The following is a 26,249-nucleotide window of genomic DNA, read 5'->3' as shown; positions in this document are numbered from 1 at the left end:
GCGCCATCGCAGCTCGCTCAGCGTCAAAGAAGAAGGCTATCATCGCCGTCGCAAGGAAGCTCCTCGTCGTCCTAAACGCCATCATCCGTGATAAAAAAGCTTTCGCATGAACACAGTTGCCATGCCGCGACGGCTGCCGCGGGGCGTCACGGTCCAGAATAGGCATGCCTGCTCTGCCACTTGTCCCGTTCAAACAACAGATTTCGTTGCCGGCGCATCTTCTCCACCCCAGCTTTCCAAATTCTGCACCGTAGCGAAATTCAGAAGTCACGGAATGGATCCTCGGGTCTTCGCGACGTCGCTTCGCTCCTGCTCCGCCCGTGGATGACGAAGGTGGGGAAGCCTCGCCCAATCTCCGAAGCTTAGGATTGCACTTCTGAAGGCACCCGTTTCACGGTATCTCGGTTGAGACGCCATCCGCAAAGGCCACCGGCATGAACCTTACCGTATCCTCCTGGCAATTCTGGGCATTGCTCTCGGCTGCGTTCGCGGCCCTGACGGCGATCTTCGCCAAAGTCGGCATCGAGAACATCAATTCCGATTTCGCCACCTTCATCCGCACGGTCATTATCCTGATCGTGCTCGGTGCGATCCTGCTTGCCAGCGGCCAGTTCCAGTCGCCGGCCACGATCTCGGGAAAGACTTGGGCTTTCCTCGGCCTGTCCGGTCTGGCGACCGGCGCGTCATGGCTCTGCTATTTTCGGGCGCTCAAGATCGGCAATGCGGCGCAGGTGGCGCCGATCGACAAGCTAAGCGTCGTGCTTGTGGCGGTGTTTGGCGCGGCCTTTCTCGGCGAGCGGTTGTCCGGAGCGAATTGGCTTGGCGTCGCCCTTATCGCGGCGGGCGCGGTGCTGGTCGCCTATCGAGGCTAGTTGCGCGCCGTTACGGGCATTCTTTGTTTCAAGACGGGTGATGAAGATATCGAAGCGATTGGGCATCGTCCGGTCAGTGCTCCGTCGTGCTGTCTGGTTTGTTGCTGTCGGAAAGCCTGCCCTTCGTCGGCAAGGTGCTCGCGGTCCGCTCTTTGGTCGGGCCGTTCTCGGTCTTGGCGGGCGGGCGCCTGGCCGTGGCGGCAACGCGGTTGCGGCCGGCATAGTAGGGCTCGAAAGCGTCCTGTATCTTCAGGCTGTCCATCCTGTCCTCCTCCGGAATCAGGGGGCTAATCTGCCAACGCCGGTTTGGTTCCCCACTGTGGCAAAGGAAAGGCGAATTCCTTACATCGGCGTCAGCTTTTGCAAGCCCGCGTCAGCCGTGCCAAACAGGGCTGAATGGAGAAGTCATCAGTGACCGCAGAGACGAGCAAGCGCAGCTATGTGGTCGGGCAGACCGAGATCGCGGCCCGGTCGCTGGAGCCGGCGCTCTATCTGGTGGCGACGCCGATCGGCAATCTCGCCGACATCACGCTGCGCGCGCTGGAGACGCTTGCCGCCGCCGACATCGTCGCTTGCGAAGACACGCGGGTGTCGCGCGTGCTGCTCGACCGCTACGGCATTCGCCGCCGCACCACGGCCTATCATGAACACAATGCCGGCGAGGCCGGGCCGAAGCTGATATCGGCACTTCAGGCCGGGCAGAGCGTGGCGCTGATCTCCGATGCCGGCACGCCGTTGGTGTCCGATCCCGGCTATCGGCTGGTCGGCGAGGCGCTCGACCATGGCATTCGCGTCGTGCCGATCCCCGGCCCGTCGGCGCCGCTCGCGGCGTTGACCGCATCCGGCCTGCCCTCCGATGCCTTCCTGTTCGCCGGATTTTTGCCGGTGAAGACCGGGCAGCGGTTGACGCGGCTGGAGGCACTGAAAGCCGTGCCGGCGACGCTGATCTTCTTCGAATCGCCGCGTCGGCTGGCTGACTCGCTTGTCGCCATGGTCGAAGCGCTCGGCGGCGAGCGCAAGGCGGCGATCGGCCGTGAATTGACCAAGACCTTCGAGGAGATGCGCACCGGCACGCTGCAGGCGCTGGCCGACCACTATGCAGCGGCCGATACGCCGAAGGGTGAGATCGTCGTCTGCGTCGGTCCGGCCGAGGCCAGGGCGGACGAGCCCGCCGACATCGACCGGCTGCTTCTCTCGCTTGCCGCCGAGATGCCGGCCTCCAAGGCGGCGGCGGAAGCCGCGAAAATGACCGGCGGCCAGAAACAGGCGCTCTATCGGCGATTGCTGGAACTCAAGGATGCTTCCGGAGAGGGCAGTGGCTGAACGCCCGAGCGCCAGCCGCCAAAAAGCCTATCGGCGCGGCCATCGCGGCGAACGGCTGGCTGCATTGGCGCTGATGCTCAAGGGCTACCGGATTCTCGCGCGCCGCCATCGTACGCGCTTCGGCGAGATCGACCTGATCGCGCGGCGCGGCGATCTGGTGCTGTTCGTCGAGGTCAAGGCGCGGCGCACGCTGATGGAAGCCATGGAGGCGATCGGCCACGAATCGGAGCGACGCATAGAAGGCGCGGCCGACATCTGGCTGTCTCGCCAAGCGGACTACGGCAGATTGTCGATGCGCTTCGACATGGTCGCGGTGCTGCCCTGGCGCTGGCCGGTGCATGTCGAGAACGCGTTTTACGGGAGGAATTGAGGGACGAATCATATGTTTCGTCATCCACGGGCGGAGCAGGAGCGAAGCTCCGTCGCGCAGACCGAGGATCCATGCCGCGACCTCTAAGCGCTTCTACGATGCAGGATTGGGAGACTTTTCGCCGGATTTGGCGAGCTTGGCGATGGCTATTCTCGATCGCCGAACCCTCCGATCCACGTCGCGGCATGGATCTTCGGGTCTGCGCCGCGTCGCTACGCTCCTTGCTCCGCCCGTGGATGACGAAGCGTAGGGTCCGCTTCGCGGATCACTCCTCATCCCCAGATCATCAACGCCACCAACCCGACACCGCCGACCACCAGCCGCCACCAGCCGAACAGCGAGTAGCCGTTGCGCGAGACGTAATCGAGCAGGAAGCGTACGACTATGAGCGCCGTGACGAAGGCGGCCACGAAGCCGACGGCGATGATCGGCAGGTCGGCGCTGCTCAGCACATTGCGGTTCTTGAACAGGTCGAAGGCGAAGGCGCCGACCATGGTCGGGATTGCAAGGAAGAAGGAAAATTCAGCGGCCGCGCGCTTATCGACGCCCAAAAGCAGGGCGCCGACGATGGTCGAGCCCGAACGCGATGTGCCGGGAATGAGCGACAGGCACTGGAAAAGCCCGATCTGCAGGTAAAGCCGGGTCGGGAAGCGCTCGACATCGCGGTAGACCGGCTTGAGGTTCATGCGGTCCACCGCCAGCAGCACGACGCCGCCGATGATCAGCATGATGCAGATCAGCCTCGGCGATTCGAACAGCACCGTCTTGATGAAATCATGCGCCAGCGCGCCGATGATCGCCGCCGGCAGGAAGGCGATCAGGATGCCGATGGCGAAATGCCGCGTCAGCCGGTCATGCGGCAGGTCGAGCAGCATCTTCCACAGCCGGCGGAAATAGACGCTGAGGATCGCCAGGATGGCGCCGAGCTGGATCAGGATCTCGAAGGCCTTGCCGGTCGAATGGAAGCCGAGGAAATGACCGGCAAGCAGAATATGGCCGGTCGACGACACCGGGATGAACTCGGTCAACCCCTCCAGCAGGCCGAGCAGCAGGGCTTCGACGATGGTCTGGCTTTCCATGGCTACCTCGGCATTGGCGTGACGGCTGACAGAAGGGCTTGCTTGTCATGGCGTTGAAGTCCCCCTATAGGTCGCAACACCCTGACGGCCCGCTAACCGGGCGGCCAAGACTTACCGGTGCGCCCTGCGATTCGCCAGTGCGCTTTATCATCGCGGAACCATGCTGACGCTTTTCCACCATCCCATGTTCGCCACCTGTCGCTTCGTCCGCCTCGCATTCGGCGAGTATGGCGAGGAGCTGGCTTTGATCGAGGAAAAGCCGTGGACCCGGCGCAAGGAGTTCCTGGCGCTGAACCCGGCCGGCACGCTGCCGATCCTGCTGGCCGAAGGCGACGTGCCGATCGTCGGCGCGACGGTCATATCGGAATATCTCGATGAAACGCGCGGTGTGCTGAAGCGCGACAAGCGGCTGTTCGCCGAGGACCCGATGCAGCGCGCCGAAATCCGCCGGCTCATCGACTGGTATCTCAACAAGGCTGAAAGCGAAGTTACCCGCCATCTGGTGCGCGAGCGCGTGCTGAAGCCGGTCATGCCGGAAACGGCGGGCGGCGGCTCGCCCGATTCGGGCGCGATCCGTGCCGCGCGCGCCAACATCCGCCAGCACATGAAATACACCAACTGGCTGGCCGGCACCCGCCATTGGCTGGCCGGTTCGAGGGTCACCTATGCCGATCTCGCGGCCGCGGCGACGCTGTCGGTGCTCGATTATCTCGGCGAGATCGACTGGCGCGAGCACAGCGCTGCACGCGAGTGGTACACGCGGGTCAAATCGCGGCCATCCTTTCGGCCGCTTTTGACCGACCGGGTGCGTGGCCTGTCACCGGTGTCGCACTATGCGGACCTCGACTTCTGACGCCGCGAAACTGCGCGCGCTGATCGACGCGGAGGCGCAGCGCGCCGGCTTCGATGCCGTCGCCGTCACCTCCCCCGATGCGATCCCGCTGGCGCCGGCGCGCCTGGCCGAATTCGTCGCCGATGGCTTTCACGGGTCGATGGACTGGATCGCCGAGACGCTGCAACGCCGGGCCGAACCGGCGGCACTGTGGCCGCAGGTGCGGTCGATCGTCGTGCTGGCGATGAACTACGGCCCCGACCATGATCCGCGCGGCGTGCTGGCCAAGCGCGACCGTGGCGCGATCTCGGTCTATGCGCAAAACCGCGACTATCACGATGTCATGAAGGGGCGGCTGAAGGAGATCGCCGGCAAGCTCGTGGCGCGCGCCGGCGGTGATGTGAAGGTGTTCGTCGACACTGCGCCGGTGATGGAAAAGCCGCTGGCCGAGGCCGCCGGGCTCGGCTGGCAAGGCAAGCACACCAATCTGGTCAGCCGCGAGCACGGCTCCTGGCTGTTCCTCGGCACCATCTTCACCACCGCCGAACTCGTGCCCGACCGCGCCGAGATCGATCATTGCGGCTCCTGCCGCGCCTGCCTCGACGCGTGCCCGACCGATGCTTTTCCAGCGCCCTACCGGCTCGATGCGCGGCGCTGCATTTCCTATCTCACCATCGAGAACAAGGGGCCGATCCCGCATGAGTTCCGTGAAAAGATCGGCAACCGCATCTATGGCTGCGACGATTGTCTTGCCGCCTGCCCGTGGAACAAATTCGCCAGGGCGGCTTCCGAAGCAAAACTCGTCGCGCGCGATGATTTGCGCGAGCCGCCGCTCGCCGACCTTTTGGGTCTCGATGACGCGGCCTTCCGCGCTTTCTTCTCCGGTTCGCCGATAAAACGCATCGGCCGCGACCGGTTCATCCGCAACGTGCTGATCGCCGCCGGCAATTCCGGCGATGCCTCTCTTGCCGACACTGTGCGCGTCTTGCTGGACGATCCGTCACCGCTGGTGCGGGGCGCGGCAATATGGGCGCTGGCGCGGCTGGTGCTCGACGCCGAATATTCAGAAAGGGCAGCCCTCGGCCTGAAAACCGAGAGCGACGAAGCCGTGCGCGACGAATGGCGTCTGGCGCGGCCAACCAGGGCGAATGCATGAGCGAAAAGCACATATTCATCTTCGGCGCCGGCTATTCCGGCAGGGCTTTTGCTCGGGCCAACAAAGGCGCCGCGACGATCTTCGGCACGACACGCTCGCCGGAAAAATTCGAGACGCTGCGGCAGGCCGGTATCGCGCCGCTCCTGTTCGACGGCGCGATGACCGGCGAAATCGGTGATGCATTGGGAAAAACAACGCATCTGCTGATTTCGATTGCCCCGGAAGAGGCCGGTGATCCCGTTTTGAATGCCGCGCGCGCGGCAATCGCTCAAATGCCTTTGCTGGAATGGATCGGCTATCTCTCTACGGTCGGGGTTTATGGCAATTATGACGGCGCCTGGGTTGATGAAACGGCTGAATGCCGGCCGGTGTCGAAGCGCTCGGTGATGCGAGTTGCCGCCGAACAGGACTGGCTGGAGCTGGGCCGCGAGATCGGCCGACCGGGGGCGATCCTGCGCCTGTCCGGCATCTACGGCCCCGGCCGCAACGCGCTGGTCAATCTGGAAAACGGCACCGCAAGGCGGCTGGTCAAGCCAGACCAGGTGTTCAACCGCATCCATTGCGAGGACATTGCAGGCTCCCTGTGGCAGCTCATCGAAGGAAACACAGGCGGCATCTTCAACGTCACCGACGACCTGCCGGCGCCGCCGCAGGATGTGGTCGCCTATGCCGCTTCGCTGATGGGCATAGAGCCGCCGCCCGAAATTCCCTTCGACGCCGCCCAACTTTCGCCCATGGCGCGGTCCTTCTATGGCGAGAACAAGCGTGTCGCCAACGCGGCGATCAAGGCGGCGGGCTATTCCCTGCGCTTTCGCGACTACCGCGCCGCCTTCGATCATATGTGGGCAAGCGGCGATTGGCGTGACGGCGAAGCGCGCAGCCCGATGAAGCGCTGACGATCGAAGCCGCGGGCGCGGCGTGCTATGATTCGGCCTTGGGATTGCGGTGGAGAACCGGGTTCATGAAGATAGCGATGAGGCCACCTTTCGGCAAAACGCGCCTGTTGGCCGCTGCGCTCGGCCTGCTTGCCGTGCTTGGGTTAGCCGTTCAGCCGGCGAGCGCCGAGGAGCGGGCAAAAGACCTGTTCGGCGCCAAGAAACTGCCGGCCGCGACCGCGGCGCGGTCGGTCGGATTCTATTCCAATGGCTGTTTTGCCGGCGGCGTCGCCATTCCCTTGGACGGTCCTACCTGGCAGGTGATGCGGCCGTCGCGCAACCGCCGCTGGGGCCATCCGGCGATGATCGCGGTAGTCGAGAAATTGTCGCGCGACGCAGCGGCCGACGGTTGGCCAGGCCTGCTGATCGGCGACATTTCGCAGCCGCGCGGCGGCCCGATGCTGACAGGACATGCCTCGCACCAGATCGGGCTCGACGCCGACATCTGGCTGACGCCGATGCCCAGCCGCCCGCTGTCGATGGCGCAGCGCGAATCGATGAGCGCCACCTTGATGGTCGATGAGAAGACCCATCTGGTGAAGGACGCGCTGTGGACGCCGGCGCACACAAGGCTTTTGAAGCGGGCGGCGAGCTACAGCCAGGTCGAGCGCATCCTGGTCAATCCGGGCATCAAGAAAAAGCTCTGCGACACTGTCAAGGGCGACCGCTTCTGGCTGCGCAAGGTCAGGCCGTTCTGGGGCCACGACTATCATTTCCACATGCGCATCGGCTGTCAGCCCGGATCGCCCGGCTGCAAGGCGCAGGAAGCGACGCCGGACGATGACGGTTGCGGCAAGCCGCTGGCCTGGTGGTTCACGCAGGAGCCCTGGCGCCCCAACAAGAACCCCGATGCGCCCAAGGCCCGCGACCTGATGACGATGGAAAACCTGCCGAGCGAATGCCGCGCCGTGCTCGACGCGCCGGGGCCGTCGTCGGCCGAGGCGGCGACCTACCATGGCGGCGGCGTGCCGGTCGCGGCTGCCGCGCCCGAACCCGAAGCGCCCTCGTTGCCCGCCACCCCGGCCGCCGCCGGCTTGCCAAGCACGATGAACGCTTTCACGGCGACGCCCGAGATCGGCGTGCCGCTGCCGCGACCGCGGCCGCCTGGAAACTGACGATCACGGCTTATAGGCAGACTCAATCGGTTCAGCGCCTCATTTTTTTGAAACCGTGGCGGTTTGGCCGCAGAGCCGGCCTCAGCGCGCCGCCGGGGTCGAAAACCGTTTCCCTTTTCAAACCCATGCGCTAGTCAACGGAAGAACGGCCAGATGCCGTCGGGGGCGCCGGAGACGGACGAGAGCATGCCACGCACAGGCGACGACGATACTTTGTTGCGGTTTCCGATCCTGATCGGCGACATTGGCGGCACCAATGCGCGCTTTTCGATCGTGCTCGACGCCAATTCCGAGGCAGGCGAGCCGACCATCGTCCAGACGGCGAACTACAACACCATCGACGAGGCGATCCAGGCGGCCGTGCTCGACCGCTCGTCGGTGCGTCCCAATTCGGCGGTGCTGGCGGTGGCCGGTCCGGTCGACGGCGACGAGATCGAGCTGACCAACTGCCCCTGGATCGTCAAGCCGAGGAAAATGTTCGCCAGCCTCGGCCTGAGCGACATCGTCGTGCTCAACGATTTCGAGGCGCAGGCGCTGGCCGTCGTCGCGCTCGGCGAGGAGCACATGGAAAAGATCGGCGGCGGCACGCCGGAGCCCAATGCCGGGCGCGTCGTGCTCGGTCCGGGAACCGGGCTCGGCGTCGCCGGGCTGGTCCATGCGCTGCACCACTGGATACCGGTCCCCGGCGAGGGCGGCCATATGGACATCGGCCCGCGCACACCGCGCGATTTCGAGGTTTTTCCGCATATCGAGAAGCTCGAAGGCCGCGTTTCGGGCGAGCAGATCCTGTGCGGGCGCGGTCTGGTCAATGTCTACCGGGCGGTGGCCAAGGCGGACGGCAAGGCGTCGCCCTTCACGACGCCGGCGGAGATCACTGCCGCGGCACTTGCGAAAACCGATCCGGTTGCCGAGGAAGCGCTGGAGATCTTCGTCACCTGCCTTGGGCGCACCGCAGGCGACCTTGCTCTGGTATTCATGAGCCGCGGCGGCGTGTTCCTCACCGGTGGCATCGCGCAGAAGATCGTGCCGGCGCTGAAAGCCGGCAATTTCCGGGCCGCTTTCGAGGACAAGGCGCCGCACAGCGCGATGATGCGCACCATGCCGGTCTACGTCATCACCCACCCGCTGGCCGCACTTCTGGGCCTTGCCGCCTATGCCAGGACCCCCTTGCTGTTCGGTGTCCAGACCGAGGGCCGGCGCTGGCAGGCCTGAAAGCCAGCGAAGCGCTCGCGCCCCCGCGACGAAGTTAATCAGGTGCGGGCATAGGCAATTAGGCCGCAGGGCGTTAAGAGGGGTGCCGAATTTGCAGCCCCGGTCCCACGAGGCGGAAAACCACAAAGCGCTCCCGATTTGACACTTCAAGCTCCAAACAAACAAAAAGCCCGGCCCGGCGAGGTCACAGCGGTGCTCCGCCGCATCCTCGCTGAAAACGGCAACGAGTATCGCTGGACCTATGTCGTCGCCGTCTCTTGCCTGCTGATCGTTTCCGGCACCACTGCCTTCACGGCGTGGATCATGGCCCCGATGATCAACCAGATCTTCTACGAACGACGCGGCGATATGCTCTGGTTGATCTGTGCCGGTTTCATGGGAGCCTCCCTGCTGCGCGGCTTCGCCGGTTACGGCCAAGCAGTCGCGTTGGCCAGTATCGGCAACAATCTGGTCGCGCGCTACCAGAAGCGCAGCTTCGACCATCTGATGAAGCTCGGCGTCAACTTCTTCAACGATACGCGTTCCGGTCGGCTGGCGGCACAGGTCAGCGAGAATGTCGGCGGCGTTCGCGATCTGCTGTCGCTGACACTGACCTCCATCAGCCGCGACGCGGTCACGCTGGTCGCTCTCGTCGGCGTGATGATCTATCAGGATCCGGTGTTGTCGCTCAGCTCGCTGCTGATCGGCCCTCCACTGATCTGGGCCGTCGTCTATATCACCCGCCGACTGCGGCGTATCAACCGGGAATCCGTCCTGATCAATTCGCGGCTGAACGGGTCCGTGCAGGAAGCCACGCAAGGCATCGCCATCGTCAAGGCCTTCACCTTGGAGGCCGAGCTGGCGCGCCGCATCGGCATCATGGCGGACACGGCCGAGCAGCGTAACAACAAGATCGCCCGCGTCTCGGAGCGGCTGTCGCCGATTTCCGAGATTCTGGGCGGTCTCGCCATCACCTCCGTGCTTGCCTATTCCGGCTACCGGGCGCTGTATCTTGGGCAGCCGCCGGGCGCGGTTTTCTCCTTCATCACCGCACTGATCATGGCTTACGATCCGGCAAGACGCCTGGCGCGCACACAGGTGGGCATGGAACGTGCCCTGGTCAACGCGCGCATGATCTACGAGTTGCTCGACCTGGAGCCAAAACAGGGCGACGCACCCGATGCCGTCGAGGCGAGGATCACCACCGGCGAGGTGCGTTTCGACAATGTGACGTTCGGCTACAGCGCCGACATGCCGGTGCTTAGGGACCTGAGCTTTACCGCCGCGGCCGGCAAGATGACGGCGATCGTCGGTGCGTCGGGCGCCGGCAAATCGACGCTGGTGGCGCTCTTGCAGCGCTTCTACGACGTCGACCGGGGCAGCATCAAGGTCGATGGCCAGGACATCTCGAAGGTAACCAAGCATTCGCTGCGGCAGTCGATCGCCTATGTGGCGCAGGCGCCATATCTGTTCGAGGGCACGATCCGCGACAACATCCGCTACGGCCGTCTGTCGGCCACGGACGCCGAGATCGAGCAGGCGGCGAAACAGGCGGCAGCCGACGAGTTCATCCGCCAGCAGCCGCAAGGTTACGACACGCCGGTCGGCGAAGGCGGCTCGACCCTTTCCGGCGGCCAGCGCCAGCGCGTCTCGATCGCCCGCGCGATCGTGCGCCAGGCACCGATCCTGCTGCTCGACGAGGCGACATCGGCGCTCGACAACGAGGCGGAGGCGCGCGTCCAGGAAGCGCTGACCCAAGTCATGCAAGGCCGCACGACCATCGTCATAGCGCATAGGCTATCGACGGTGGTCAATGCCGACCACATCATCGTGCTGGAAGAGGGCCGGTTGGTCGAGGAAGGCACCCATGCGACGCTGATGGCCGACCCGGACAGCATCTATTCCCGCTTCCACCGCATCCAGGGCAAGAAGGGGCTGGGGCTTGTCGATGACAGCAAGCCGATCCAAACTCCGGTCCGGGCCACGCGTGCGAAGAAGACTGCTGTGAGGAGCACATGAGCGAAGCAAGCGATATGGGCCTTGTGGTGGTGGGCGCTGCCGGCCGCATGGGCCAGACGCTGATCCGGGCCATCCACACTGTCCCCGGCGCGCGGGTCATCGGCGCGGTCGAGCGGGCGGATTCGCCCCATCTGGGCAAGGATGCCGGCGAACTCGCCGGCATTGGCCGCATCGACGTGGCGATCAGCGGCGATCCGCTGCCGGTCTTCGCCAAGGCCGATGGCGTGCTCGATTTCACTACCCCGGCCTCATCAGTGGAATTCGCCGGCTACGCGGCGCAGGCGCGCATCGTCCATGTCATAGGCACGACCGGCTGTTCGGCCGATGACAATGCCAGGATCGCGGCGGCGGCGCGCCATGCGACCATCGTCAAGTCGGGCAATATGAGCCTCGGCGTCAATCTTTTGGCGGTGCTGGTCGAACAGGCGGCGCGCGCGCTCGACGCCGACGATTTCGACATCGAGATCCTCGAAATGCACCACAAGCACAAGGTCGACGCGCCATCGGGCACGGCGCTGCTGCTGGGTGAAGCCGCCGCCGCCGGACGTGGTATCGAGCTTTCAGGCAATGACGTACGCGTCCGCGACGGCCACACCGGCGTGCGCAAGATGGGCTCGATCGGCTTTGCCACGCTGCGCGGCGGCTCGGTGGTCGGCGACCACAGCGTGATGCTAGCAGGCACCGGCGAGCGCATCACGCTTGCCCACCATGCCGAGGACCGCGCCATCTTCGCCCGCGGCGCCGTCAAGGCGGCGCTTTGGGCGCGCGGCAAGAAGCCGGGGCTGTATTCGATGCGGGACGTGCTCGGCCTCAGCTGAGCGGCCAATCTGCCAACTTGCCCAACCTGAAGGGAGCAAACATGTCGAGAACCCTCGTGCTCGTGCGCCATGGCCAGAGCGAATGGAACCTGAAAAACCTGTTCACCGGCTGGCGCGACGTCGATCTGACCGAGCAGGGCCACGCCGAGGCCAAGGCCGCCGGCCAGAAACTCAAGGCGCGCGGCTTGAAATTCGACATCGCCTTCACCTCGGCGCTGATCCGGGCGCAAAAGACCTGTCAGCACATCCTCGACGCGGTCGGCCAGAGCGACCTGAAGACTATCCGCGACCAGGCGCTCAACGAGCGCGACTATGGCGACCTCTCCGGACTGAACAAGGACGACGCCCGCAAGAAATGGGGCGAGGAGCAGGTGCATGTCTGGCGCCGCTCCTACGATGTGCCGCCGCCTGCCGGCGAAAGCCTGAAGGACACTGGCGCCCGCGTCTGGCCCTATTACCTGCACGATCTGCAGCCGCATGTGCTGCGTGGCGGCACCGTGCTGGTCGCCGCGCACGGCAACTCGCTGCGCGCGCTGATCATGGCGCTCGACGGCAAGTCGGGCGAGGAGATCGTCAAGCTGGAACTCGGCACCGGCGTGCCGGTCATCTACCAGCTCAACGCCGATTCCACCGTCGCGTCCAAGGAAGTGCTGGACGACTGAGCCGGCGAACGGAGCAACCGCGAAAAAAGCGCGTTGACACACATCGCTTGCCCGCTTACATGAGCCCGCACCAGCCCAGATGGCGGAATTGGTAGACGCGCACGGTTCAGGTCCGTGTTCCGCAAGGAGTGGAGGTTCGAGTCCTCTTCTGGGCACCAAATTCCCGTTTCGAACCCTTCGACGGTTCAGAAACTTAAAGAAAAAGCCCGGTTCGTCCGGGCTTTTTCTTTGCGCGGCTCAAGGTCACTCTAAAACGGCCGTTTCAGCGAGGCCAGCGCCTACGCCGTGCAGCAAAGACTTGTTGCACTGCACCAAAATTTGCGGCTATGTGCAGATATCCAAGATGGACCCGGTGCAATTCCGGGTGGCTCTTCCGGCCGCCGATCCGCCGGACAACAACAAAACCAGATCTGCGCTGACTATGATGGGCTGCGGTCCGTCGCGGTCTGGAAATGATTGACCGGAATTCCATGCTCACATTCAAAACCTACCGCGACGAGTGGCGCGGCAACCTGCGCGGCGACGTGCTCGCGGGCATTGTTGTCGCCCTGGCGCTGATACCAGAAGCCATCGGTTTTTCTGTCATTGCCGGCGTTGACCCCAAGATTGGGCTCTACGCTTCTTTCTCCATCGCCATGATTATCTCCATCACCGGCGGCCGGCCGGCGATGATTTCAGCTGCCACCGCGGCGACAGCCGTGCTTATGGTCACCTTGGTGCGCGACCATGGTCTGCAATACCTGCTCGCGGCAACCATTCTGGCCGGCGTGGTCCAGGTCGCGGCCGGCTTCGCCAGGCTGGGTTATGTGATGCGGTTCGTGTCGCGCTCGGTGATGACCGGATTTGTCAACGCGCTTGCGATTCTGATCTTCATGGCCCAACTGCCGGAGCTGGTCGGCATGCCGTGGCAAACCTATGCGATGATCAGTCTCGGCCTTGCCATCATCTATCTGTTTCCCCGCATCACGAAGGCGGTGCCCTCGCCTCTGGTGTGCATCATCGTGCTCACCACCCTATCGCTGCTGCTTCACATCGACGTGCGGACGGTGGGCGACCTCGGCGAACTGCCGTCGAGCTTGCCGACCTTCCTGCTGCCAGACGTGCCTTTCACGCTGGAAACGCTGTGGATCATTTTGCCTTATTCACTAGGCGTGGCCGCGGTTGGCCTGCTCGAAAGCCTGCTGACGGCGTCCATTGTCGACCAGATGACCGACACAAAAAGCGACAAGAACCGTGAATGTGTTGGCCAGGGTATCGCCAACTTCGTAACCGGGTTCCTGGGCGGCATGGCCGGTTGCGCCATGATCGGCCAGTCGGTTATCAACGTCAAATCTGGTGGACGCACGCGGCTTTCCACATTTGTGGCCGGGGCGTTCCTGTTGTTCATGCTCATGTCGCTCGGCGACTGGCTGCGCGTCATTCCCATGCCGGCCCTGGTCGCCATCATGATCATGGTATCGATCGGCACGTTCAGCTGGTCTTCTCTGAACGATCTCAGGAAGCACCCCCGTCGTTCAAGCATCGTCATGCTGGCGACAGTGACCACCGTGGTCGGGACCCACAATCTCGCGCTTGGTGTCGGGGTGGGCGTGCTGCTCTCGGGCATCTTCTTCGCTTGGAAGGTGTCGCAGATTTTCCGCGTCACCTCGACCCTCAGTGGCGACGGCCCGGAGCGCCATTACCTTATCGAGGGCCAGTTATTCTTCGCTTCAGCGGAGGACTTTCTGAACGCGTTCGATTTCAAGGAGCGCCTCCAGCGCGCCGTCATCGACGTCACTCACGCTCATATCTGGGACCTCACTGGCGTCGGCGCAGTCGACACCGCCGTTCTCAAGTTCCGCCGCGAGGGCGTCGAGGTGGAGGTGGTAGGTCTCAACGAGGCCAGCGTCACCATCATGGACAAACTTGCCATGCACAATGAGCCGGGTGCTTTGGAACGAGTCTTCAGCCACTGACGAAGGCCTTCCGACTGAGGTTCTTCGGCTGGTGTCTCGGTTTGGATCCTCGCCCGAGATGACGACGGCGTGGTGTCTACCAGCCAGACCTCCCCTCCTGGTCAGGGCTCCAACAAACCGCTTCAAACTCCGCGCCCGCTTCGCTACGCTCAACCATGGCTCAATCCACCACCCAGATCTTCGGTGCCCGCCGCGACCAGGCGTTCCCCACGCTGGCCGAGGTGGACATCGACCGCATGCGCCGGTTCGGCGAGGCCAGCGCCTATGCGGCCGGCGAGAACATCGTCACGGCGGGCGATGTGGCGCCCGGTCTGATCGTCGTGCTGTCGGGCAGCGTGGATATCACCCAGGACGGGGGGCTCGGCCGGCACGAGACGATCGTCACCCACGGTCCAGGCAGCTTTGTCGGCGAACTGGCGCAGCTTTCGGCCCGTCCCTCGCTGGTCAATGCGCAGGCCGCCGAACCGGTGGAGGCGTTCGTCATCGCCTCGCAGCGGCTGCGCGACCTGATGGTGCAGGAGGCCAATCTCGGCGAGCGCATCATGCGGGCACTGATCCTGCGCCGCGTCGGGCTTTTGGAGAGCGCCACCAGCGGGCCGATCATCATCGGACCCCAGGACAATGCCGACGTGTTGCGGCTGCAGGGTTTCCTCGCCCGCAGCGGCCAACCGCACCGCGTGCTCGATTCAGACAGCGATCCCTGCGCCAAAACCCTGGTAGAACGCTTCGAGGTCGATCCGCACCACCTGCCGATCGTGCTCTGTCCAAACGGCAGGCTGCTGATGAACCCCGGCGAAAAGGACCTCGCCCGCTGCATCGGCCTGCTGCGGCCGATCGATGCCGATGCGGTGTATGACGTGGCCATCGTCGGCGCCGGCCCGGCAGGGCTGGCGGCGGCTGTCTATGCGGCATCCGAAGGGCTGTCGACGATCGTGCTCGATTGCCGTGCCTTCGGCGGACAGGCTGGCGCCTCCTCGCGCATCGAGAACTATCTCGGTTTCCCCACAGGCATAACCGGCATGGCGCTGATGGCGCGCGCCTACAACCAGGCGCAGAAATTCGGCGTCGAAATGGTGATCCCGGACGAGGCGAAGCTTTTGAGCGCCGCCGCCGACGCGTCAGGCGCCCGCTATCTGCTCGATGTCGGCGACGGCGAGACCGTGCGCGCGCGCAGCGTGGTGATCGCCAGCGGCGCGCGCTATCGCCGCCTCGACATCGCCAATCTGGCGCGGTTCGAGGGGACGTCCGTGCATTATTGGGCGTCGCCCATCGAAGGTCGGCTTTGCGCGGACCAGGAAGTGGCGCTGGTCGGCGCGGGTAATTCGGCCGGACAAGCGGCTGTCTACTTGGCCAGTCATGCGCGGAAAGTGGCGCTGCTGGCGCGCGGCGGCAGCCTCGATGCCACCATGTCGCGCTATCTGGTCGAGCGCATCCGGGCGCAGCCGAACATCGAGGTGCTGACCGGGACCGAAATCGAGGCTCTGGAGGGCGAAGAGGGCAATCTTGCCACAGTGCGCTGGCGCAACCGCGCCAGCGGCGCGAAAACGACGCGCTCGATCCGCCATCTCTTCCTCTTTATCGGCGCCGATCCGAATACCGATTGGCTGGCGAACTGCGATGTGGCGCTGGACGCCAGAGGTTTCGTGCGCACCGGCTCGAACATAGGATCGGCGCAGATGGAGACGAGCCGCAGCGGCGTGTTCGCCATCGGCGACGTCCGCGCCGGCTCGGTCAAACGCGTCGCGGCGGCTGTCGGCGAAGGCGCCCAGGTGGTGGCCGCATTGCATGCCTATCTCGCGCGCGGCAACGCCGACACACCTCGAATGGCAGGAGAGCATGATGGATGAATGCAGACATACGCGCGACATCAGGAAGGTGACGCCGAGCGCCCTCGGCTGCGAGGAATGCCTGAAGAGCGGGTCGCAATGGGTGCATCTGCGGCTCTGCCGCACCTGCGGCCATGTCGGCTGCTGCGACGACTCGCCCAACCGCCACGCCACCAAGCATTTCCACGCCACCCAGCATCCGATCATCGAGGGCTACGATCCACCCGAAGGCTGGGCATGGTGCTATGTCGACGAGGTTTTTATCGAGCTTGGCGACGAGGTGACCCCGCAGAACGGCCCGATCCCGCGCTTTGTTTGAGCGGCGCCGCATGGCGACGGAATCCCGAGAAAAGCGCGATCCATCCGGGCTTTCTTGGCGGCAGCCTCCCTACTGAACGGCTTGGCAGTCAGTCGGCGAAATACAGATATCCCAGCCAGCCGGCCAGCACGATCGAGGCAGCCCAGATACAAACAATGATCACCGCCGCGCTACGGCTCACGGGCCTGTCAGCGGCAAGGGCGGCGGCCTCCCTGTGTTCTGCCATGACCTCGGGCGGTATCATCCTGACCACCGCAAGGATGCCCAAAGGGACCAGAATCACGTCGTCGAGATAGCCGATCACCGGAATGAAATCGGGGATCAGGTCGATTGGCGACAAGGCATAGCCTGCAACACACACGGCAAGCGCCTTGGCATACCAAGGCGTTCGGGGATCGCGAGCGGCGAGGTAGAGCGCATGCACATCGCGCTTGATCGTTCGGGCCCACTCATTCAGTGCCATCGGATGATTTTAACGCCAAATGAAAACCGCCGATAGCGCACGCCAGGCGCCCGCCTCCGGGAGCGTCTCGAAGAACCGATGACCGCCGTCTACCGCACGGAGCCGGTGACGGTCGGGTCGATCATGCTGGGAACGGACTTGCGTTCGTTTCCGGCAAGCGCCGCTATGATCAGCAGGCTGGCAACCACCGGGACAAACAGGATGGCGACGCGAGCTTGCACGTAAAAGATGGCGCGCCATTCATTGCGCTTGTCGGGGCTGTTGCTCATCATACTCACTTTGTCGGCCCCCCGGCCGGTACATAGCCGCGAACGGTTAAACAACTCCTTCCGACTTCGTTAACCCGGCGGATTTGAGGCGAAATTCCCAGGCGATCCCAGAGATGGCGATGCCAGGCTTCAGTTCAGCCCGATAAGCCTGGCGCCCTGCCGGAACAGCGCCACGGCATCCGGCTCGAAGCGGAAGGTGCCGATGAAATCGTCGGCGCAATAGTCCGGCCTTGTCTTGCGGATGGCGGCGGCGAAGCCGCGCGCCTCGTCGAGCCGTCCGGCCAGCGCCAGGCAGTGCGCGGCGATCGCCAGTATGATGGCGTGGGCGTTGGGCCGCGCCGCCGCCTTCAGCGCCCATTCGGCCGCTTCCTCGAACTGGCCCAGCCGGACATGCGCCATGGCGCGTGCGCCCAGCATGCCGAACAGCAGCGGGTCGAACGGGCTGAGATGGCGCGAATGGTCGGAAGAGCCGATCGCCGCTTGCGGGTCGCCCGACTGCGAATGCACGAAGGACAACGCGTAGTGGCCGAGCGCGAAGTTGGGGCTGAGATCGACAGCCCGCTCGAGTTCGAGCAGCGAACCGTCCTGCTCGCCGCGCAGCCACAGCGCCCGGCCCATCGCCCAATGCGCGGCCGGATTGTGGTCGTCGACCAGCAGGCTGTGCCCGGCGCTCTCGAAGGCCAGCGCGCTTTCGCGGTCGCGGTCGCCCCAGCGCTGGAAGGCGTTCTGCCAGTGGGTGAAGGACAGTCCGGCATAGGCGCGGGCAAAGGTCGGGTCGAGCTGCAAGGCCTGGGCAAAGAAATGCCGCGCCTGCTCGTTTTCGGCCTGGGTGAAGCGGTACATGTGCCAGAGGCCGCGATGATAGGCCTCCCAGGCGTTGAGCGAGCTGGGCGCCTTCAGCATGGCGCGGTTGCGCTCGACCGTTTCGATCTCGGCCGAGATCGAGGAGACGATGCTGTTGCCGATGTCGTCGAGCACGGAAAAGATGTCATCGGGCCTGCGCTCGAAGGTCTCGGCCCAGACGATCCTGGCGCTGCGCACCTCGATCAGTTCGACGCTGACGATGAGGCGGCCGGACGGGCTGCGCACCGTACCGGTGGCGACATAGTCGACATTCAGTCGGCGGCCGGCATCCTCGGGCGCGATGTTCTGCTCTGCCAGCGCAAACACCGATCCGCGCGCGATGACGAAGAAATCCCTGAGCTTGGCAAGGCGGGTGATGATGTCGTGGGTAAAACCGTTGGCCAATCCGCCGCGCGTGCCGCCGCTCTCCTCGACAAACGGCATCACCGCCAACGAAGCATGGCTGGGCTCGACCGGGCCGGGTGCGGTCGGCGTGGCCACCAATGGCCATAGGGTGGACAGGCAGGCCGTCCGAAGCGAGATGCCCGACTGTCGGTCACGGATCGCCCGCCAGGCCGCGCGAAGCGGTGCGAAATCCAGTTCTTCCGATTTGAACAACTGTTCTGCCGCCGCCAGATGCTCTTCAGCCGCGCCGATCTCGCCGCGTCCGGCCAGACCTGCCAACAGTGCCGCATGTGCACGCCGGTCGAACGGCGCCAGTTCCACCCATGTGTCGAGATGGGCGATCGCCTCGTCGCTGTCTGCCGCCAGGCTGCCGACGAGTTGCTCCAGCACGGCGACGTGGCACGAGTGGAAGCGGCGGCGCTGCGCGGTCAGCCAGCTGTTGAAATGCGGGCTGCGCTCGAGCTCCAGCCCGTCGAGGAAATCGCCGGCAAACAGTTTGGCCAGCGTCCGCAAGCGCTCGACATTAAGGGTGCCGAGCCCTTGCGTGGCGGCCTGACTCACCTCCAGCGCATCGACCAGGCAATCGCTCAGATCGAGTGCGACCGTGTCGCCCTGTGTCGCGACCCGCTGTCGGCCCACCGCGTCGAGCGCGCTCCGCAGCTTGCTCAGGCACCAGCGCAGTTCGCCCCTTGGGTCGTTCGGCACATCCCACAACAACTCGCACAGGCGACTGCGGCCGACCGGATGCGGTGCCAGCGCCAGATAGGCGATCAGCGCGCGCAGCTTGCGTGACGCGGGGAGGGCAACCGGAGCGCCGTCGTGGGAGATCATCAACGGCCCGAGCAGGCGCACCGACAGGTCCGGCATGTCGCCGTCCAGCCTCGATCGGTTGGATTCCACGTGCGTTTCCACGCCTGCTCCCACGCTGGCCTGTCGGCCTCTCCTGTATCACCAAACACGACACGGCGCATCCGGCAGCGGATTTCAGCGCCGGATACAGCCATTGCCGCTGTGCGGCATGTCAGTCCTAGCGCGGCAAGGTCACCAAACCTCGCCGCCCAACCCGCCGGTTTGTAACCGGCCCGTGAAGACAAACGCGATGACAATCAAGGAGACCAAGATGTTGCAGCAGCAGAAGATCAGAACCACGGCCGGGCGCGGCCGCCTGTTCGACAGCATTCTCGACACTGTCGGCGACACGCCGGTGGTTCGCATCAACAATCTCGGACCGTCCCACGCGACGATCTACGTCAAAGCCGAGTATTTCAATCCCGGCGCCTCGGTGAAGGACCGGCTGGCGCTCAACATCATCGAGGAGGGCGAGCGCAGCGGTGCGCTGAAGCCGGGCCAGACGGTGGTCGAGGCGACCAGCGGCAACACCGGCATCGGCCTCGCCATGGTTTGCGCGCAAAAGGGCTACCCGCTGGTCGTCACCATGGCCGACAGTTTTTCGGTCGAGCGCCGCAAGCTGATGCGTATGCTGGGCGCGAAGGTGGTGCTGACGCCGCGCGCCGAAAAAGGTTTCGGCATGTACAAGAAGGCGGTGGAACTGGCCGAGGCCAATGGCTGGTTCCTTGCCCGCCAGTTTGAAACAGCGGCCAACGCCGCCATCCACGAGGCGACGACGGCGCGCGAGATCGTCAATGATTTCGCCGGCTCGCGGCTCGATTGCTTCGTCACCGGCTATGGCACCGGCGGCACGGTGGTCGGCGTGGCGCGCGTGCTGCGCCGCGAGCGTCCGGAAACCCGCATCGTGCTGTCCGAGCCGGCCAACGCGCAGCTCATCGGCAGCGGCAAGGTGCAGCAGCGCGGCGCCGATGGTGCCCCGGCCGCCAGCCATCCAGCCTTCGAACCGCACCCGATCCAGGGCTGGACGCCGGATTTCATCCCCAACGTGCTGCAGGAGGCGATCGACACCAGCCTCTATGACGAGGTGATGCCGATCGCCGGACCCGAGGGCATCAAATGGGCCAGGGAATTGGCGCGGAAAGAGGGCATCTTCACCGGCATTTCCGGCGGCGCCACCTTCGCCGTGGCACGGCAGGTCGCGGAGAAGGCGCCGGCCGGCGCGGTGATCCTGTGCATGCTGCCCGACACCGGCGAGCGCTACATGTCGACGCCGCTGTTCGACGGCATCGAGGCCGAGATGGATGCCGACGAGACTGCCCTGTCGCGCTCGACGCCCGGCTGCCAGTTTCCGGCGGCTTGACGGGAGATCTGGTATGGACGCCGTGCAAGAAAACCTCGGCCTGGTGGCCGAGGAAACGCTCGATCCCCTGGACTGGGCCGATGTGCAGGCCCTGTCGCACCGGGTCATCGACGATGCGGTCGATTATCTCCGCGATGTGCGCGACCGCCCGGTCTGGCGGGAGATGCCGGCCGATGTGAGAAAGGCCTTCTCGGCGCCGCTGCCGCGCTCGCCGGCGCCGCTGGATGCTGTCTATGCTGAGGTGTCCCGCACGGTGATGTCCTATCCGATGGGCAATATCCATCCGCGCTTCTGGTCCTGGTATATGGGGTCGAGCAACTTCACCGGCGCGCTCGGCGATTTCCTGGCGGCTATCCAGGGCTCGAACCTCGGCGGCGGCAACCACGCCGCCGGGCTGATGGACAGCCAGGTGGTGAACTGGTGCAAGGAGATGCTGGGCTTTCCCGCTTCTGCCGGCGGCACGCTGGTCAGCGGCGGCTCGATGGCCAACATCATAGGGCTGACCGTGGCGCGCAACGTCAAGGCCGGCATCGACGTGCGCGAGCATGGCGTTGCCGCCATCGAGAAGCCGCTGCGCTTCTACGGCTCGGAGCAGATACACTCGTGCCACCGCAAGGCGATGGAGGCACTCGGCCTCGGCAACCGGGCACTGCGCCGCATACCGACCGATGCCGGGCTGCGCATCGATATCGCTGCCTTGCGTGCGGCGATCACCGAGGACCGCAGGGCAGGGTTCAAACCGGCCTGCGTCATCGGTACGGCCGGCACCGTCAACACCGGGGCGATCGACGATTTGCAGGCGCTTGCGAAGCTGGCACATGAGGAAGGCCTCTGGTTCCATGTCGACGGCTGCATCGGCGCGCTGATCGCGATTGCGCCAGCCAATGCTCATCGCGTCGCCGGCATCGAACGGGCGGATTCGGTCGCGCTCGATCCCCACAAATGGCTGCACGCGCCGTTCGAAGTCGGCTGCGCCCTGGTCAGGGATGCCGACGCGCATCGCCGCACCTTCGCGGTGACGCCGGAATACCTGGAATCGACGCCGCGCGGCCTTGCTTCCGGCGAATGGCTGCACGACTACGGCCTGCAGACGTCGCGCGGTTTTCGCGCGCTGAAGGTGTGGATGGCGCTGAAGGAGCACGGTGTCGAGAAATTCGGCCGCCTGATCGACCAGAACATTGCCCAGGCCGTCTATCTCGCCGGCTTGATCGAGGCCGCGCCGCGGTTGCAGCTGGCGGCATCGCCGACCGTCAACATCGTCTGCTTCCGCTATCAGCCCGGTCTGACAGGCGAGGCTCTGAAGGCGCTCAACACGGAGATCATGCTGCGGCTGCAGGAACAGGGCATTGCGGCCCTTTCGGACACCACGGTGCATGGCGAGCACTGGTTGCGCGTGGCGATCACCAACCATCGCACACGGCGCGAGGATCTCGACCTTCTGGTGCATGAAACGGTGCGGCTGGGGCATGACATCGCAACGCAGGGTTCCGCGCCTTCCTAGTTACGGGCAGGCATGCGATTCTGCCGCGATGATTCGGGAGATCCAGGCCGTGACGCTGTTTCGTATGGTTGCACTGGCAGCGCTGGTCTTCACCGCCCCGGCGCAGGCCGCCGACATGGCCTTCTTCGTCAAGAACCTGCGCAAGGAATCTGTCGCGGTCGAGCTGTTCAGCCGCGACCGTGAGACGGTCTGGCCGGGCAATGACAAAGTGTTCCTGATCGAACCCGAGTCGCAGAAATCCGTGCCGCTGTCCTGCAATCAGGGCGAACATATCTGCTATGGCGCCTGGGTTGACGGCAATGACAGCCTCTCGGCCGGCGTCGGGCCGGACAATGACCAGCCCTGCGACACTTGCTGCTTCATCTGCGTGGAACACTCGACCGAGACGATCGATCTGGTGCCGTAGAGCGCGGAAGTTTCGTTGGACCCAAATTAAGTCGGGGATCGGCCCGTCCGGTCCACTTCCGCGATTCAGCGCTGCATGCAATGGTCGCCCCGCGGCAGAGTGGGCCGCTTATTCGGGGGTTCTCATGTTTCATGCCTATGCGCGCCGCATGCTGGCTGCGCTGTCCTTCGTCATGCTGTTTGCGCCGGCGGCGCAAGCCGACGATGTCACCTTCGCCATCAAGAACAGCCACCCGAACGCCATGCGCGTCGAGCTCTACAGCCAGGATCGCGACTATGTCTGGCCGGGCGAGGACAAGGACTATTTCCTCGACGACGGCGAGACCAAGCAGCTGCCGATATCCTGCAACGCGGGCGAATCGATCTGCTACGGCGCCTGGGTCGATGGCGACGAGGGCACCTATTGGGGCGTCGGTCCAGGCAACACGGAAAAATGCGAGGATTGCTGCTACACCTGCAACGGCGGCGAGACCGAGGAGATCGAACTGGTCCCCTGACCGGTTTGCCAGCTTGACGGTCTTCGGACCGGAAGCCATAGCCTGTGCAAATACCCAGCGCGCGACGCCTCGACCTGTTCAGACGAGACGCGCTTCAGGCAAAGGAGCTCAGCTATGGCCGGCATGGTCGAAAGCGACAAGATCGACGTCGGGTTTTCCGGCAAGCGCTGCATCCATTCGCGCAACTGCGTGCTCGGCGATCCGCACGTCTTCGTGCCCAACGCGCCGGGCCAATGGATCCATCCCGAGGCGGCCAGCGTCGAGAAGATCGTTGCCATCGCCGAAAGCTGCCCCTCGGGCGCCATCACCTACATCAGGAAGGATGGCGGGCCGCAGGAGCAGCCGCCGGTGGTCAACACCGTGCGGCTGCGCGAAAACGGCCCGCTGGCGGTACATGCCGAGATCGTGCTCGACGGCGAGACTTCTTATCGTGCCACGCTCTGCCGCTGCGGCGCCTCGGAAAACAAGCCGTTTTGCGACGGCAGCCACAACAAGTCCGGTTTTGCCGCCACCGGCGAGCCGCCGCTGAAGGACACGCCGGCGCTCGAAGCGAGGAATGGTCCGCTGAAAGTGACGCCGACCACCAATGGCCCGCTCAAGCTTGAGGGCAATCTCGAGATCGTCACCGGAACAGGCCATACGGTCGACCGCACACAACGCACCTTCCTCTGCCGCTGCGGCCATTCCGCCAACAAGCCGTTCTGCGATGGCACGCACAAGAAGGTGGGGTTTGTGGGGTAACTGTTTTGGCCGGCGGGACAGCACCCCCCTCTGTCCTGCCGGACATCTCCCCCGCAAGGGGGGAGATTGGCAGTTTCCGCCGGCGGCGCCCTTTTCGGCATTGAAGATTGGCGAAAGCGGGGATGACATCCGATCTCCCCCCTTGCGGGGGAGGTGCCTGGCAGGGCAGAGGGGGGTGCTGTCCCGCCGACCTCGCTTGTTCACCACCACCAACCTACCTACCGTGGCCCAGCGCTCGCGGCTTTATCGTCCGCTCCGTATCGGCTAAGGGCAGGGACAAATAAATTGCCACCCGGACCGCCGCCAAAAATGACCGCCAAGACCAAGCCAAAGCCGCTGTTCCTCGGGATCGACACCGGCGGCACCTATACCGATGCCGTGCTGTGGTCTGAAACGGAAGGCCCGCAAGAAGGCCCGAACAAGGGCAAGGTGCTGGCCAAGGCCAAGGCGCTGACCACCAGGCATGATCTTGCCGTGGGTATTTCCGGCGCCGTCGACGCGGTGCTGCAGAAAGCCGGAACCGATCCGGCTGATATCAAGCTGGTGTCGATGTCGACGACGCTTGCCACCAACGCGCTCGTCGAGGGCCAGGGCGGCCGCGTCGCGCTGGTGATGATCGGCTTTTCCGAGGGCGACCTCGCCCGCGACGGGCTCAAGGCCGCGCTCGGCACCGACCCGGTGGTTTTTTGTCCGGGCGGCCACGACGTCCATGGCAACGCGGCCAACCTCGATCTGTCCGGACTGGAAGCGGCGCTGCCGGAACTCGGCGCCTCGGTGTCCGGCTTTGCCGTCTGCGCCTATTTTGCCACCCGCAATCCGGCACATGAGATCGCCGCCCGCGAGCTGATCCGCGAAAAGACAGGCCTGCCGGTCACATCGAGCCATGAGCTGTCGGCCAAGCTCGGCGGCCCGCGCCGGGCGCTGACCACTTTGCTCAACGCCAGGCTGATCTCGATGATCGACCGATTGGTGGCGGCGACCGAAGGCTTTCTTGGAGAACGCAACATCGCAGCACCGCTGATGGTCGTGCGCGGCGATGGTGCGCTGGTTTCGGCCGCCTTTGCCCGCCAGCGGCCGATCGAGACCATTCTGTCCGGCCCGGCCGCCAGCCTGGTCGGCGCCCGCCACATGACCGGGCTCGACAACGCTGTGGTGTCCGACATCGGCGGCACCACCACCGACGTCGCCGTGCTCGACGGCGGCCGTCCCAGGCTCGATCCGGAAGGCGCCACCGTCGGCGGCTTCCGCACCATGGTCGAGGCCGTCGCCATGCGCACTTTCGGCCTCGGCGGCGATTCCGAAGTGGCGCTGGAAGATGGCGCGCTCAACCCGAAGATCCTGCTTGGGCCGCGCCGCCTGGTGCCGTTGGCGCTGGCCGGCATGGCGCATGGCGCGGCGGTGACCTCAGAGCTGGAGCGTCAGCTGCGCGCCCCCAATCCCGGCCGTATGGACGGCCGTTTCGCGGTGCGCACCGGCGTGCCCGACCGGCTCGCCGCCGGCCTGACCGGCGCCGAAGCCAGGCTTTACGAGGCCATCGGTGCCGTGCCGCTCGCCGTCGACAGGCTTTTGAGCTCGAACGCCCAGAACGCGACGCTGAACCGGCTGGTGTCGCGCGGGCTGGTGCATGTCGCCGGCTTCACCCCGTCGGACGCCGCCCATGTGCTCGGCAAGCAGGCGAACTGGGATCCCATCGCCGCGCGCCTCGGTGCCGAACTGTTCGCCCGCAAGCGTGACGGCCGTGGCCAGTTCATCGCCGCTTCGCCGGAAGCGATTTCGGAACGGGTGCTGGTGACGCTGACGCGCTGGTCGGCCGAATATATCCTCGAGACCGCCTTTGCCGAGGATGGGCTCGATGGCGCGTCGACGGTGGCGCACGCCCTGGTGCAGCGCGCGGTCGACGCGCATCCCGGCATCGCCCGGCTGAGCGTGGCGCTCGATCGCCCGGTCATCGGCCTCGGCGCCTCGGCGCCGCTGCATTATGCCGGCCTGCCGCCTCTAATCGGCAATGACTGCGTGGTGCCCAGGGATACCGATGTCGCCAACGCGCTCGGCGCCGTCGTCGGCCAGGTCAGGGTATCGGCCGAGGCGCGGGTCAGCCAGCCCATGGAAGGGCTGTTTCGTCTCGCCTCGGGCGAGACCGTGCGCGATTTCCTCGACGAGGCGACGGCGATCGCGGCGGCCGAGGCCGATGTCCGCGCCATCGTCGCGGAGCGTGCCAGGGATGCCGGCACCGACAGCGCCGAGATCGACGTTGCCACCGAATTCCGGGTCTCGACCGTCGAAGCCCAGCGCATGTTCATCGAGGCGCATGTCGTGGCCGTGGCCTCGGGAAGGCCGCGCATTGCGGTTTGAGCGGGGCGGCGAAATACGCCACCTTCACCCTAAGCTGAATTGACCCGGCAAACCTGACATGCCAAAGGCCCGCAAAGCCTTTCATCTGGAGT

Annotated in this window: 25 protein-coding genes, 1 tRNA gene and 1 other annotated feature; of the genes, 21 read left to right on the top strand and 5 right to left on the bottom strand. The window is 65.0% G+C overall.

All coding sequences use genetic code 11. The features are described 5' to 3' along the window. The first annotated feature begins 434 nt into the window (after positions 1-434). The gene (locus EOA13_RS29490) at positions 435-872 is read left to right on the top strand and encodes an EamA family transporter (protein WP_127297006.1); all 438 of its coding nucleotides are present in this window, start codon (positions 435-437) and stop codon (positions 870-872) included. A 73-nt stretch (positions 873-945) separates the two neighbouring features. Here EOA13_RS29490 and EOA13_RS29485 read toward each other — a convergent pair whose 3' ends face one another. Then, on the bottom strand, positions 946-1,134 hold the full coding sequence (locus EOA13_RS29485; RefSeq protein WP_127297005.1) for a hypothetical protein: 189 nt from the start codon (positions 1,132-1,134) through the stop codon (positions 946-948). Positions 1,135-1,268: 134 nt separating this feature from the next. Here EOA13_RS29485 and rsmI point away from each other — a divergent pair, with 134 nt between their 5' ends. Both rsmI and EOA13_RS29475 read left to right on the top strand, forming a co-directional pair. Further along, positions 1,269-2,195, top strand: coding sequence for a 16S rRNA (cytidine(1402)-2'-O)-methyltransferase (gene rsmI, locus EOA13_RS29480; RefSeq protein ID WP_127297004.1), 927 nt, complete (start codon positions 1,269-1,271; stop codon positions 2,193-2,195). Then, positions 2,188-2,565, top strand: coding sequence for a YraN family protein (locus EOA13_RS29475; RefSeq protein WP_164780408.1), 378 nt, complete (start codon positions 2,188-2,190; stop codon positions 2,563-2,565). The genes rsmI and EOA13_RS29475 overlap by 8 nt, the downstream gene beginning before the upstream one ends. Before the next feature lie 272 nt (positions 2,566-2,837). Here EOA13_RS29475 and EOA13_RS29470 read toward each other — a convergent pair whose 3' ends face one another. Continuing rightward, the gene (locus EOA13_RS29470; RefSeq protein ID WP_027040262.1) at positions 2,838-3,644 is read right to left on the bottom strand and encodes an undecaprenyl-diphosphate phosphatase; all 807 of its coding nucleotides are present in this window, start codon (positions 3,642-3,644) and stop codon (positions 2,838-2,840) included. A 160-nt stretch (positions 3,645-3,804) separates the two neighbouring features. On the opposite strand from EOA13_RS29470, the gene EOA13_RS29465 reads away from it, so the two are divergent. From EOA13_RS29465 to EOA13_RS29410, 12 genes are all read left to right on the top strand, one after another. Continuing rightward, positions 3,805-4,497, top strand: coding sequence for a glutathione S-transferase family protein (locus tag EOA13_RS29465; RefSeq protein ID WP_013528622.1), 693 nt, complete (start codon positions 3,805-3,807; stop codon positions 4,495-4,497). Next, positions 4,478-5,632, top strand: a complete 1,155-nt coding sequence (gene queG / locus EOA13_RS29460; protein ID WP_127297002.1) for a tRNA epoxyqueuosine(34) reductase QueG — start codon at positions 4,478-4,480, stop codon at positions 5,630-5,632. The genes EOA13_RS29465 and queG overlap by 20 nt, the downstream gene beginning before the upstream one ends. Next, complete coding sequence (locus EOA13_RS29455; RefSeq protein WP_127297001.1) at positions 5,629-6,528, top strand: SDR family oxidoreductase; 900 nt, start codon at positions 5,629-5,631, stop codon at positions 6,526-6,528. Before queG ends, EOA13_RS29455 begins: the two co-directional genes overlap by 4 nt. A gap of 65 nt (positions 6,529-6,593) precedes the next feature. Then, entirely contained in the window at positions 6,594-7,682 is a 1,089-nt protein-coding gene (gene mepA, locus EOA13_RS29450; protein WP_127297000.1) for a penicillin-insensitive murein endopeptidase, read from the top strand. Positions 7,683-7,868: 186 nt separating this feature from the next. Next, the gene (locus EOA13_RS29445; RefSeq protein WP_127296999.1) at positions 7,869-8,894 is read left to right on the top strand and encodes a glucokinase; all 1,026 of its coding nucleotides are present in this window, start codon (positions 7,869-7,871) and stop codon (positions 8,892-8,894) included. Between the two features lie 138 nt (positions 8,895-9,032). Beyond that, positions 9,033-10,892, top strand: a complete 1,860-nt coding sequence (locus tag EOA13_RS29440; protein WP_127296998.1) for an ABC transporter ATP-binding protein — start codon at positions 9,033-9,035, stop codon at positions 10,890-10,892. Beyond that, positions 10,889-11,710: a 4-hydroxy-tetrahydrodipicolinate reductase gene (gene dapB, locus EOA13_RS29435; protein ID WP_127296997.1), complete on the top strand. Its 822-nt coding sequence runs from the start codon at positions 10,889-10,891 to the stop codon at positions 11,708-11,710. The genes EOA13_RS29440 and dapB overlap by 4 nt, the downstream gene beginning before the upstream one ends. A gap of 41 nt (positions 11,711-11,751) precedes the next feature. Beyond that, complete coding sequence (locus EOA13_RS29430) at positions 11,752-12,372, top strand: 2,3-bisphosphoglycerate-dependent phosphoglycerate mutase (protein ID WP_127268270.1); 621 nt, start codon at positions 11,752-11,754, stop codon at positions 12,370-12,372. A 73-nt stretch (positions 12,373-12,445) separates the two neighbouring features. Further along, positions 12,446-12,530, top strand: a tRNA-Leu gene (locus EOA13_RS29425). 184 nt (positions 12,531-12,714) lie between these two features. Continuing rightward, positions 12,715-12,770: a sequence feature (sul1 is cis-regulatory element that is thought to sense ions involved in sulfur or methionine metabolism; They are found in Alphaproteobacteria), on the top strand. A 72-nt stretch (positions 12,771-12,842) separates the two neighbouring features. Continuing rightward, positions 12,843-14,327 carry a SulP family inorganic anion transporter gene (locus EOA13_RS29420; protein WP_127296996.1) on the top strand — a complete coding sequence of 495 codons (1,485 nt, stop codon included), beginning with the start codon at positions 12,843-12,845 and terminating at the stop codon, positions 14,325-14,327. 155 nt (positions 14,328-14,482) lie between these two features. Next, complete coding sequence (locus tag EOA13_RS29415) at positions 14,483-16,174, top strand: cyclic nucleotide-binding domain-containing thioredoxin-disulfide reductase (protein WP_127296995.1); 1,692 nt, start codon at positions 14,483-14,485, stop codon at positions 16,172-16,174. Then, positions 16,164-16,472, top strand: a complete 309-nt coding sequence (locus EOA13_RS29410) for a UBP-type zinc finger domain-containing protein (RefSeq protein ID WP_164780406.1) — start codon at positions 16,164-16,166, stop codon at positions 16,470-16,472. The genes EOA13_RS29415 and EOA13_RS29410 overlap by 11 nt, the downstream gene beginning before the upstream one ends. Before the next feature lie 88 nt (positions 16,473-16,560). On the opposite strand, the gene EOA13_RS29405 is transcribed toward EOA13_RS29410, so the two are convergent. The 3 genes from EOA13_RS29405 to EOA13_RS29395 form a co-directional block, all read right to left on the bottom strand. Then, positions 16,561-16,935, bottom strand: a complete 375-nt coding sequence (locus tag EOA13_RS29405) for a YkvA family protein (RefSeq protein WP_127296993.1) — start codon at positions 16,933-16,935, stop codon at positions 16,561-16,563. An 89-nt stretch (positions 16,936-17,024) separates the two neighbouring features. Beyond that, positions 17,025-17,207, bottom strand: a complete 183-nt coding sequence (locus EOA13_RS29400; protein WP_013528612.1) for a hypothetical protein — start codon at positions 17,205-17,207, stop codon at positions 17,025-17,027. Between the two features lie 126 nt (positions 17,208-17,333). Then, a complete protein-coding gene (locus EOA13_RS29395) occupies positions 17,334-19,319 on the bottom strand; it encodes a BTAD domain-containing putative transcriptional regulator (RefSeq protein WP_127297008.1) in 1,986 nt (661 codons plus the stop codon). Positions 19,320-19,572: 253 nt separating this feature from the next. On the opposite strand from EOA13_RS29395, the gene cysK reads away from it, so the two are divergent. The 6 genes from cysK (at position 19,573) to EOA13_RS29365 (ending at position 26,157) form a co-directional block, all read left to right on the top strand. Then, entirely contained in the window at positions 19,573-20,661 is a 1,089-nt protein-coding gene (gene cysK, locus EOA13_RS29390) for a cysteine synthase A (protein ID WP_127297007.1), read from the top strand. Positions 20,662-20,674: 13 nt separating this feature from the next. Then, positions 20,675-22,162 (top strand): aspartate aminotransferase family protein, encoded by a 1,488-nt coding sequence (locus tag EOA13_RS29385; RefSeq protein WP_127296992.1) that lies wholly within the window; start codon positions 20,675-20,677, stop codon positions 22,160-22,162. 49 nt (positions 22,163-22,211) lie between these two features. Beyond that, positions 22,212-22,568 carry a hypothetical protein gene (locus tag EOA13_RS29380; RefSeq protein ID WP_127296991.1) on the top strand — a complete coding sequence of 119 codons (357 nt, stop codon included), beginning with the start codon at positions 22,212-22,214 and terminating at the stop codon, positions 22,566-22,568. A 124-nt stretch (positions 22,569-22,692) separates the two neighbouring features. Beyond that, positions 22,693-23,064, top strand: coding sequence for a hypothetical protein (locus EOA13_RS29375; RefSeq protein WP_127296990.1), 372 nt, complete (start codon positions 22,693-22,695; stop codon positions 23,062-23,064). A gap of 114 nt (positions 23,065-23,178) precedes the next feature. Then, positions 23,179-23,805 (top strand): CDGSH iron-sulfur domain-containing protein, encoded by a 627-nt coding sequence (locus tag EOA13_RS29370; protein WP_127296989.1) that lies wholly within the window; start codon positions 23,179-23,181, stop codon positions 23,803-23,805. A gap of 309 nt (positions 23,806-24,114) precedes the next feature. Continuing rightward, entirely contained in the window at positions 24,115-26,157 is a 2,043-nt protein-coding gene (locus EOA13_RS29365) for a hydantoinase/oxoprolinase family protein (RefSeq protein ID WP_127296988.1), read from the top strand. Positions 26,158-26,249 lie beyond the last annotated feature (92 nt).

The sequence above is a fragment of the Mesorhizobium sp. M7A.F.Ca.US.011.01.1.1 genome, from assembly GCF_003998295.1.
In the GTDB taxonomy this organism is placed as follows: Bacteria; Pseudomonadota; Alphaproteobacteria; order Rhizobiales; family Rhizobiaceae; genus Mesorhizobium.
This window is presented reverse-complemented; position numbering and strand designations above follow the sequence as displayed.

What these genes read in the sequence shown, in the direction of transcription:
- EOA13_RS29370 (WP_127296989.1), top strand. Translation starts at nt 23,179, where the DNA reads ATGGCCGGCATGGTCGAAAGCGACAAGATCGACGTCGGGTTTTCCGGC.
- EOA13_RS29445 (WP_127296999.1), top strand. Translation starts at nt 7,869, where the DNA reads ATGCCACGCACAGGCGACGACGATACTTTGTTGCGGTTTCCGATCCTG.
- EOA13_RS29455 (WP_127297001.1), top strand. Translation starts at nt 5,629, where the DNA reads ATGAGCGAAAAGCACATATTCATCTTCGGCGCCGGCTATTCCGGCAGG.
- EOA13_RS29365 (WP_127296988.1), top strand. Translation starts at nt 24,115, where the DNA reads ATGACCGCCAAGACCAAGCCAAAGCCGCTGTTCCTCGGGATCGACACC.
- dapB (WP_127296997.1), top strand. Translation starts at nt 10,889, where the DNA reads ATGAGCGAAGCAAGCGATATGGGCCTTGTGGTGGTGGGCGCTGCCGGC.
- EOA13_RS29375 (WP_127296990.1), top strand. Translation starts at nt 22,693, where the DNA reads ATGTTTCATGCCTATGCGCGCCGCATGCTGGCTGCGCTGTCCTTCGTC.
- EOA13_RS29465 (WP_013528622.1), top strand. Translation starts at nt 3,805, where the DNA reads ATGCTGACGCTTTTCCACCATCCCATGTTCGCCACCTGTCGCTTCGTC.
- EOA13_RS29410 (WP_164780406.1), top strand. Translation starts at nt 16,164, where the DNA reads ATGATGGATGAATGCAGACATACGCGCGACATCAGGAAGGTGACGCCG.
- EOA13_RS29405 (WP_127296993.1), bottom strand. Translation starts at nt 16,935, where the DNA reads ATGGCACTGAATGAGTGGGCCCGAACGATCAAGCGCGATGTGCATGCG.
- EOA13_RS29430 (WP_127268270.1), top strand. Translation starts at nt 11,752, where the DNA reads ATGTCGAGAACCCTCGTGCTCGTGCGCCATGGCCAGAGCGAATGGAAC.
- EOA13_RS29470 (WP_027040262.1), bottom strand. Translation starts at nt 3,644, where the DNA reads ATGGAAAGCCAGACCATCGTCGAAGCCCTGCTGCTCGGCCTGCTGGAG.
- EOA13_RS29420 (WP_127296996.1), top strand. Translation starts at nt 12,843, where the DNA reads ATGCTCACATTCAAAACCTACCGCGACGAGTGGCGCGGCAACCTGCGC.
- cysK (WP_127297007.1), top strand. Translation starts at nt 19,573, where the DNA reads ATGTTGCAGCAGCAGAAGATCAGAACCACGGCCGGGCGCGGCCGCCTG.
- EOA13_RS29490 (WP_127297006.1), top strand. Translation starts at nt 435, where the DNA reads ATGAACCTTACCGTATCCTCCTGGCAATTCTGGGCATTGCTCTCGGCT.
- EOA13_RS29385 (WP_127296992.1), top strand. Translation starts at nt 20,675, where the DNA reads ATGGACGCCGTGCAAGAAAACCTCGGCCTGGTGGCCGAGGAAACGCTC.
- queG (WP_127297002.1), top strand. Translation starts at nt 4,478, where the DNA reads ATGCGGACCTCGACTTCTGACGCCGCGAAACTGCGCGCGCTGATCGAC.
- mepA (WP_127297000.1), top strand. Translation starts at nt 6,594, where the DNA reads ATGAAGATAGCGATGAGGCCACCTTTCGGCAAAACGCGCCTGTTGGCC.
- EOA13_RS29485 (WP_127297005.1), bottom strand. Translation starts at nt 1,134, where the DNA reads ATGGACAGCCTGAAGATACAGGACGCTTTCGAGCCCTACTATGCCGGC.
- rsmI (WP_127297004.1), top strand. Translation starts at nt 1,269, where the DNA reads ATGGAGAAGTCATCAGTGACCGCAGAGACGAGCAAGCGCAGCTATGTG.
- EOA13_RS29415 (WP_127296995.1), top strand. Translation starts at nt 14,483, where the DNA reads ATGGCTCAATCCACCACCCAGATCTTCGGTGCCCGCCGCGACCAGGCG.
- EOA13_RS29400 (WP_013528612.1), bottom strand. Translation starts at nt 17,207, where the DNA reads ATGATGAGCAACAGCCCCGACAAGCGCAATGAATGGCGCGCCATCTTT.
- EOA13_RS29395 (WP_127297008.1), bottom strand. Translation starts at nt 19,319, where the DNA reads ATGCCGGACCTGTCGGTGCGCCTGCTCGGGCCGTTGATGATCTCCCAC.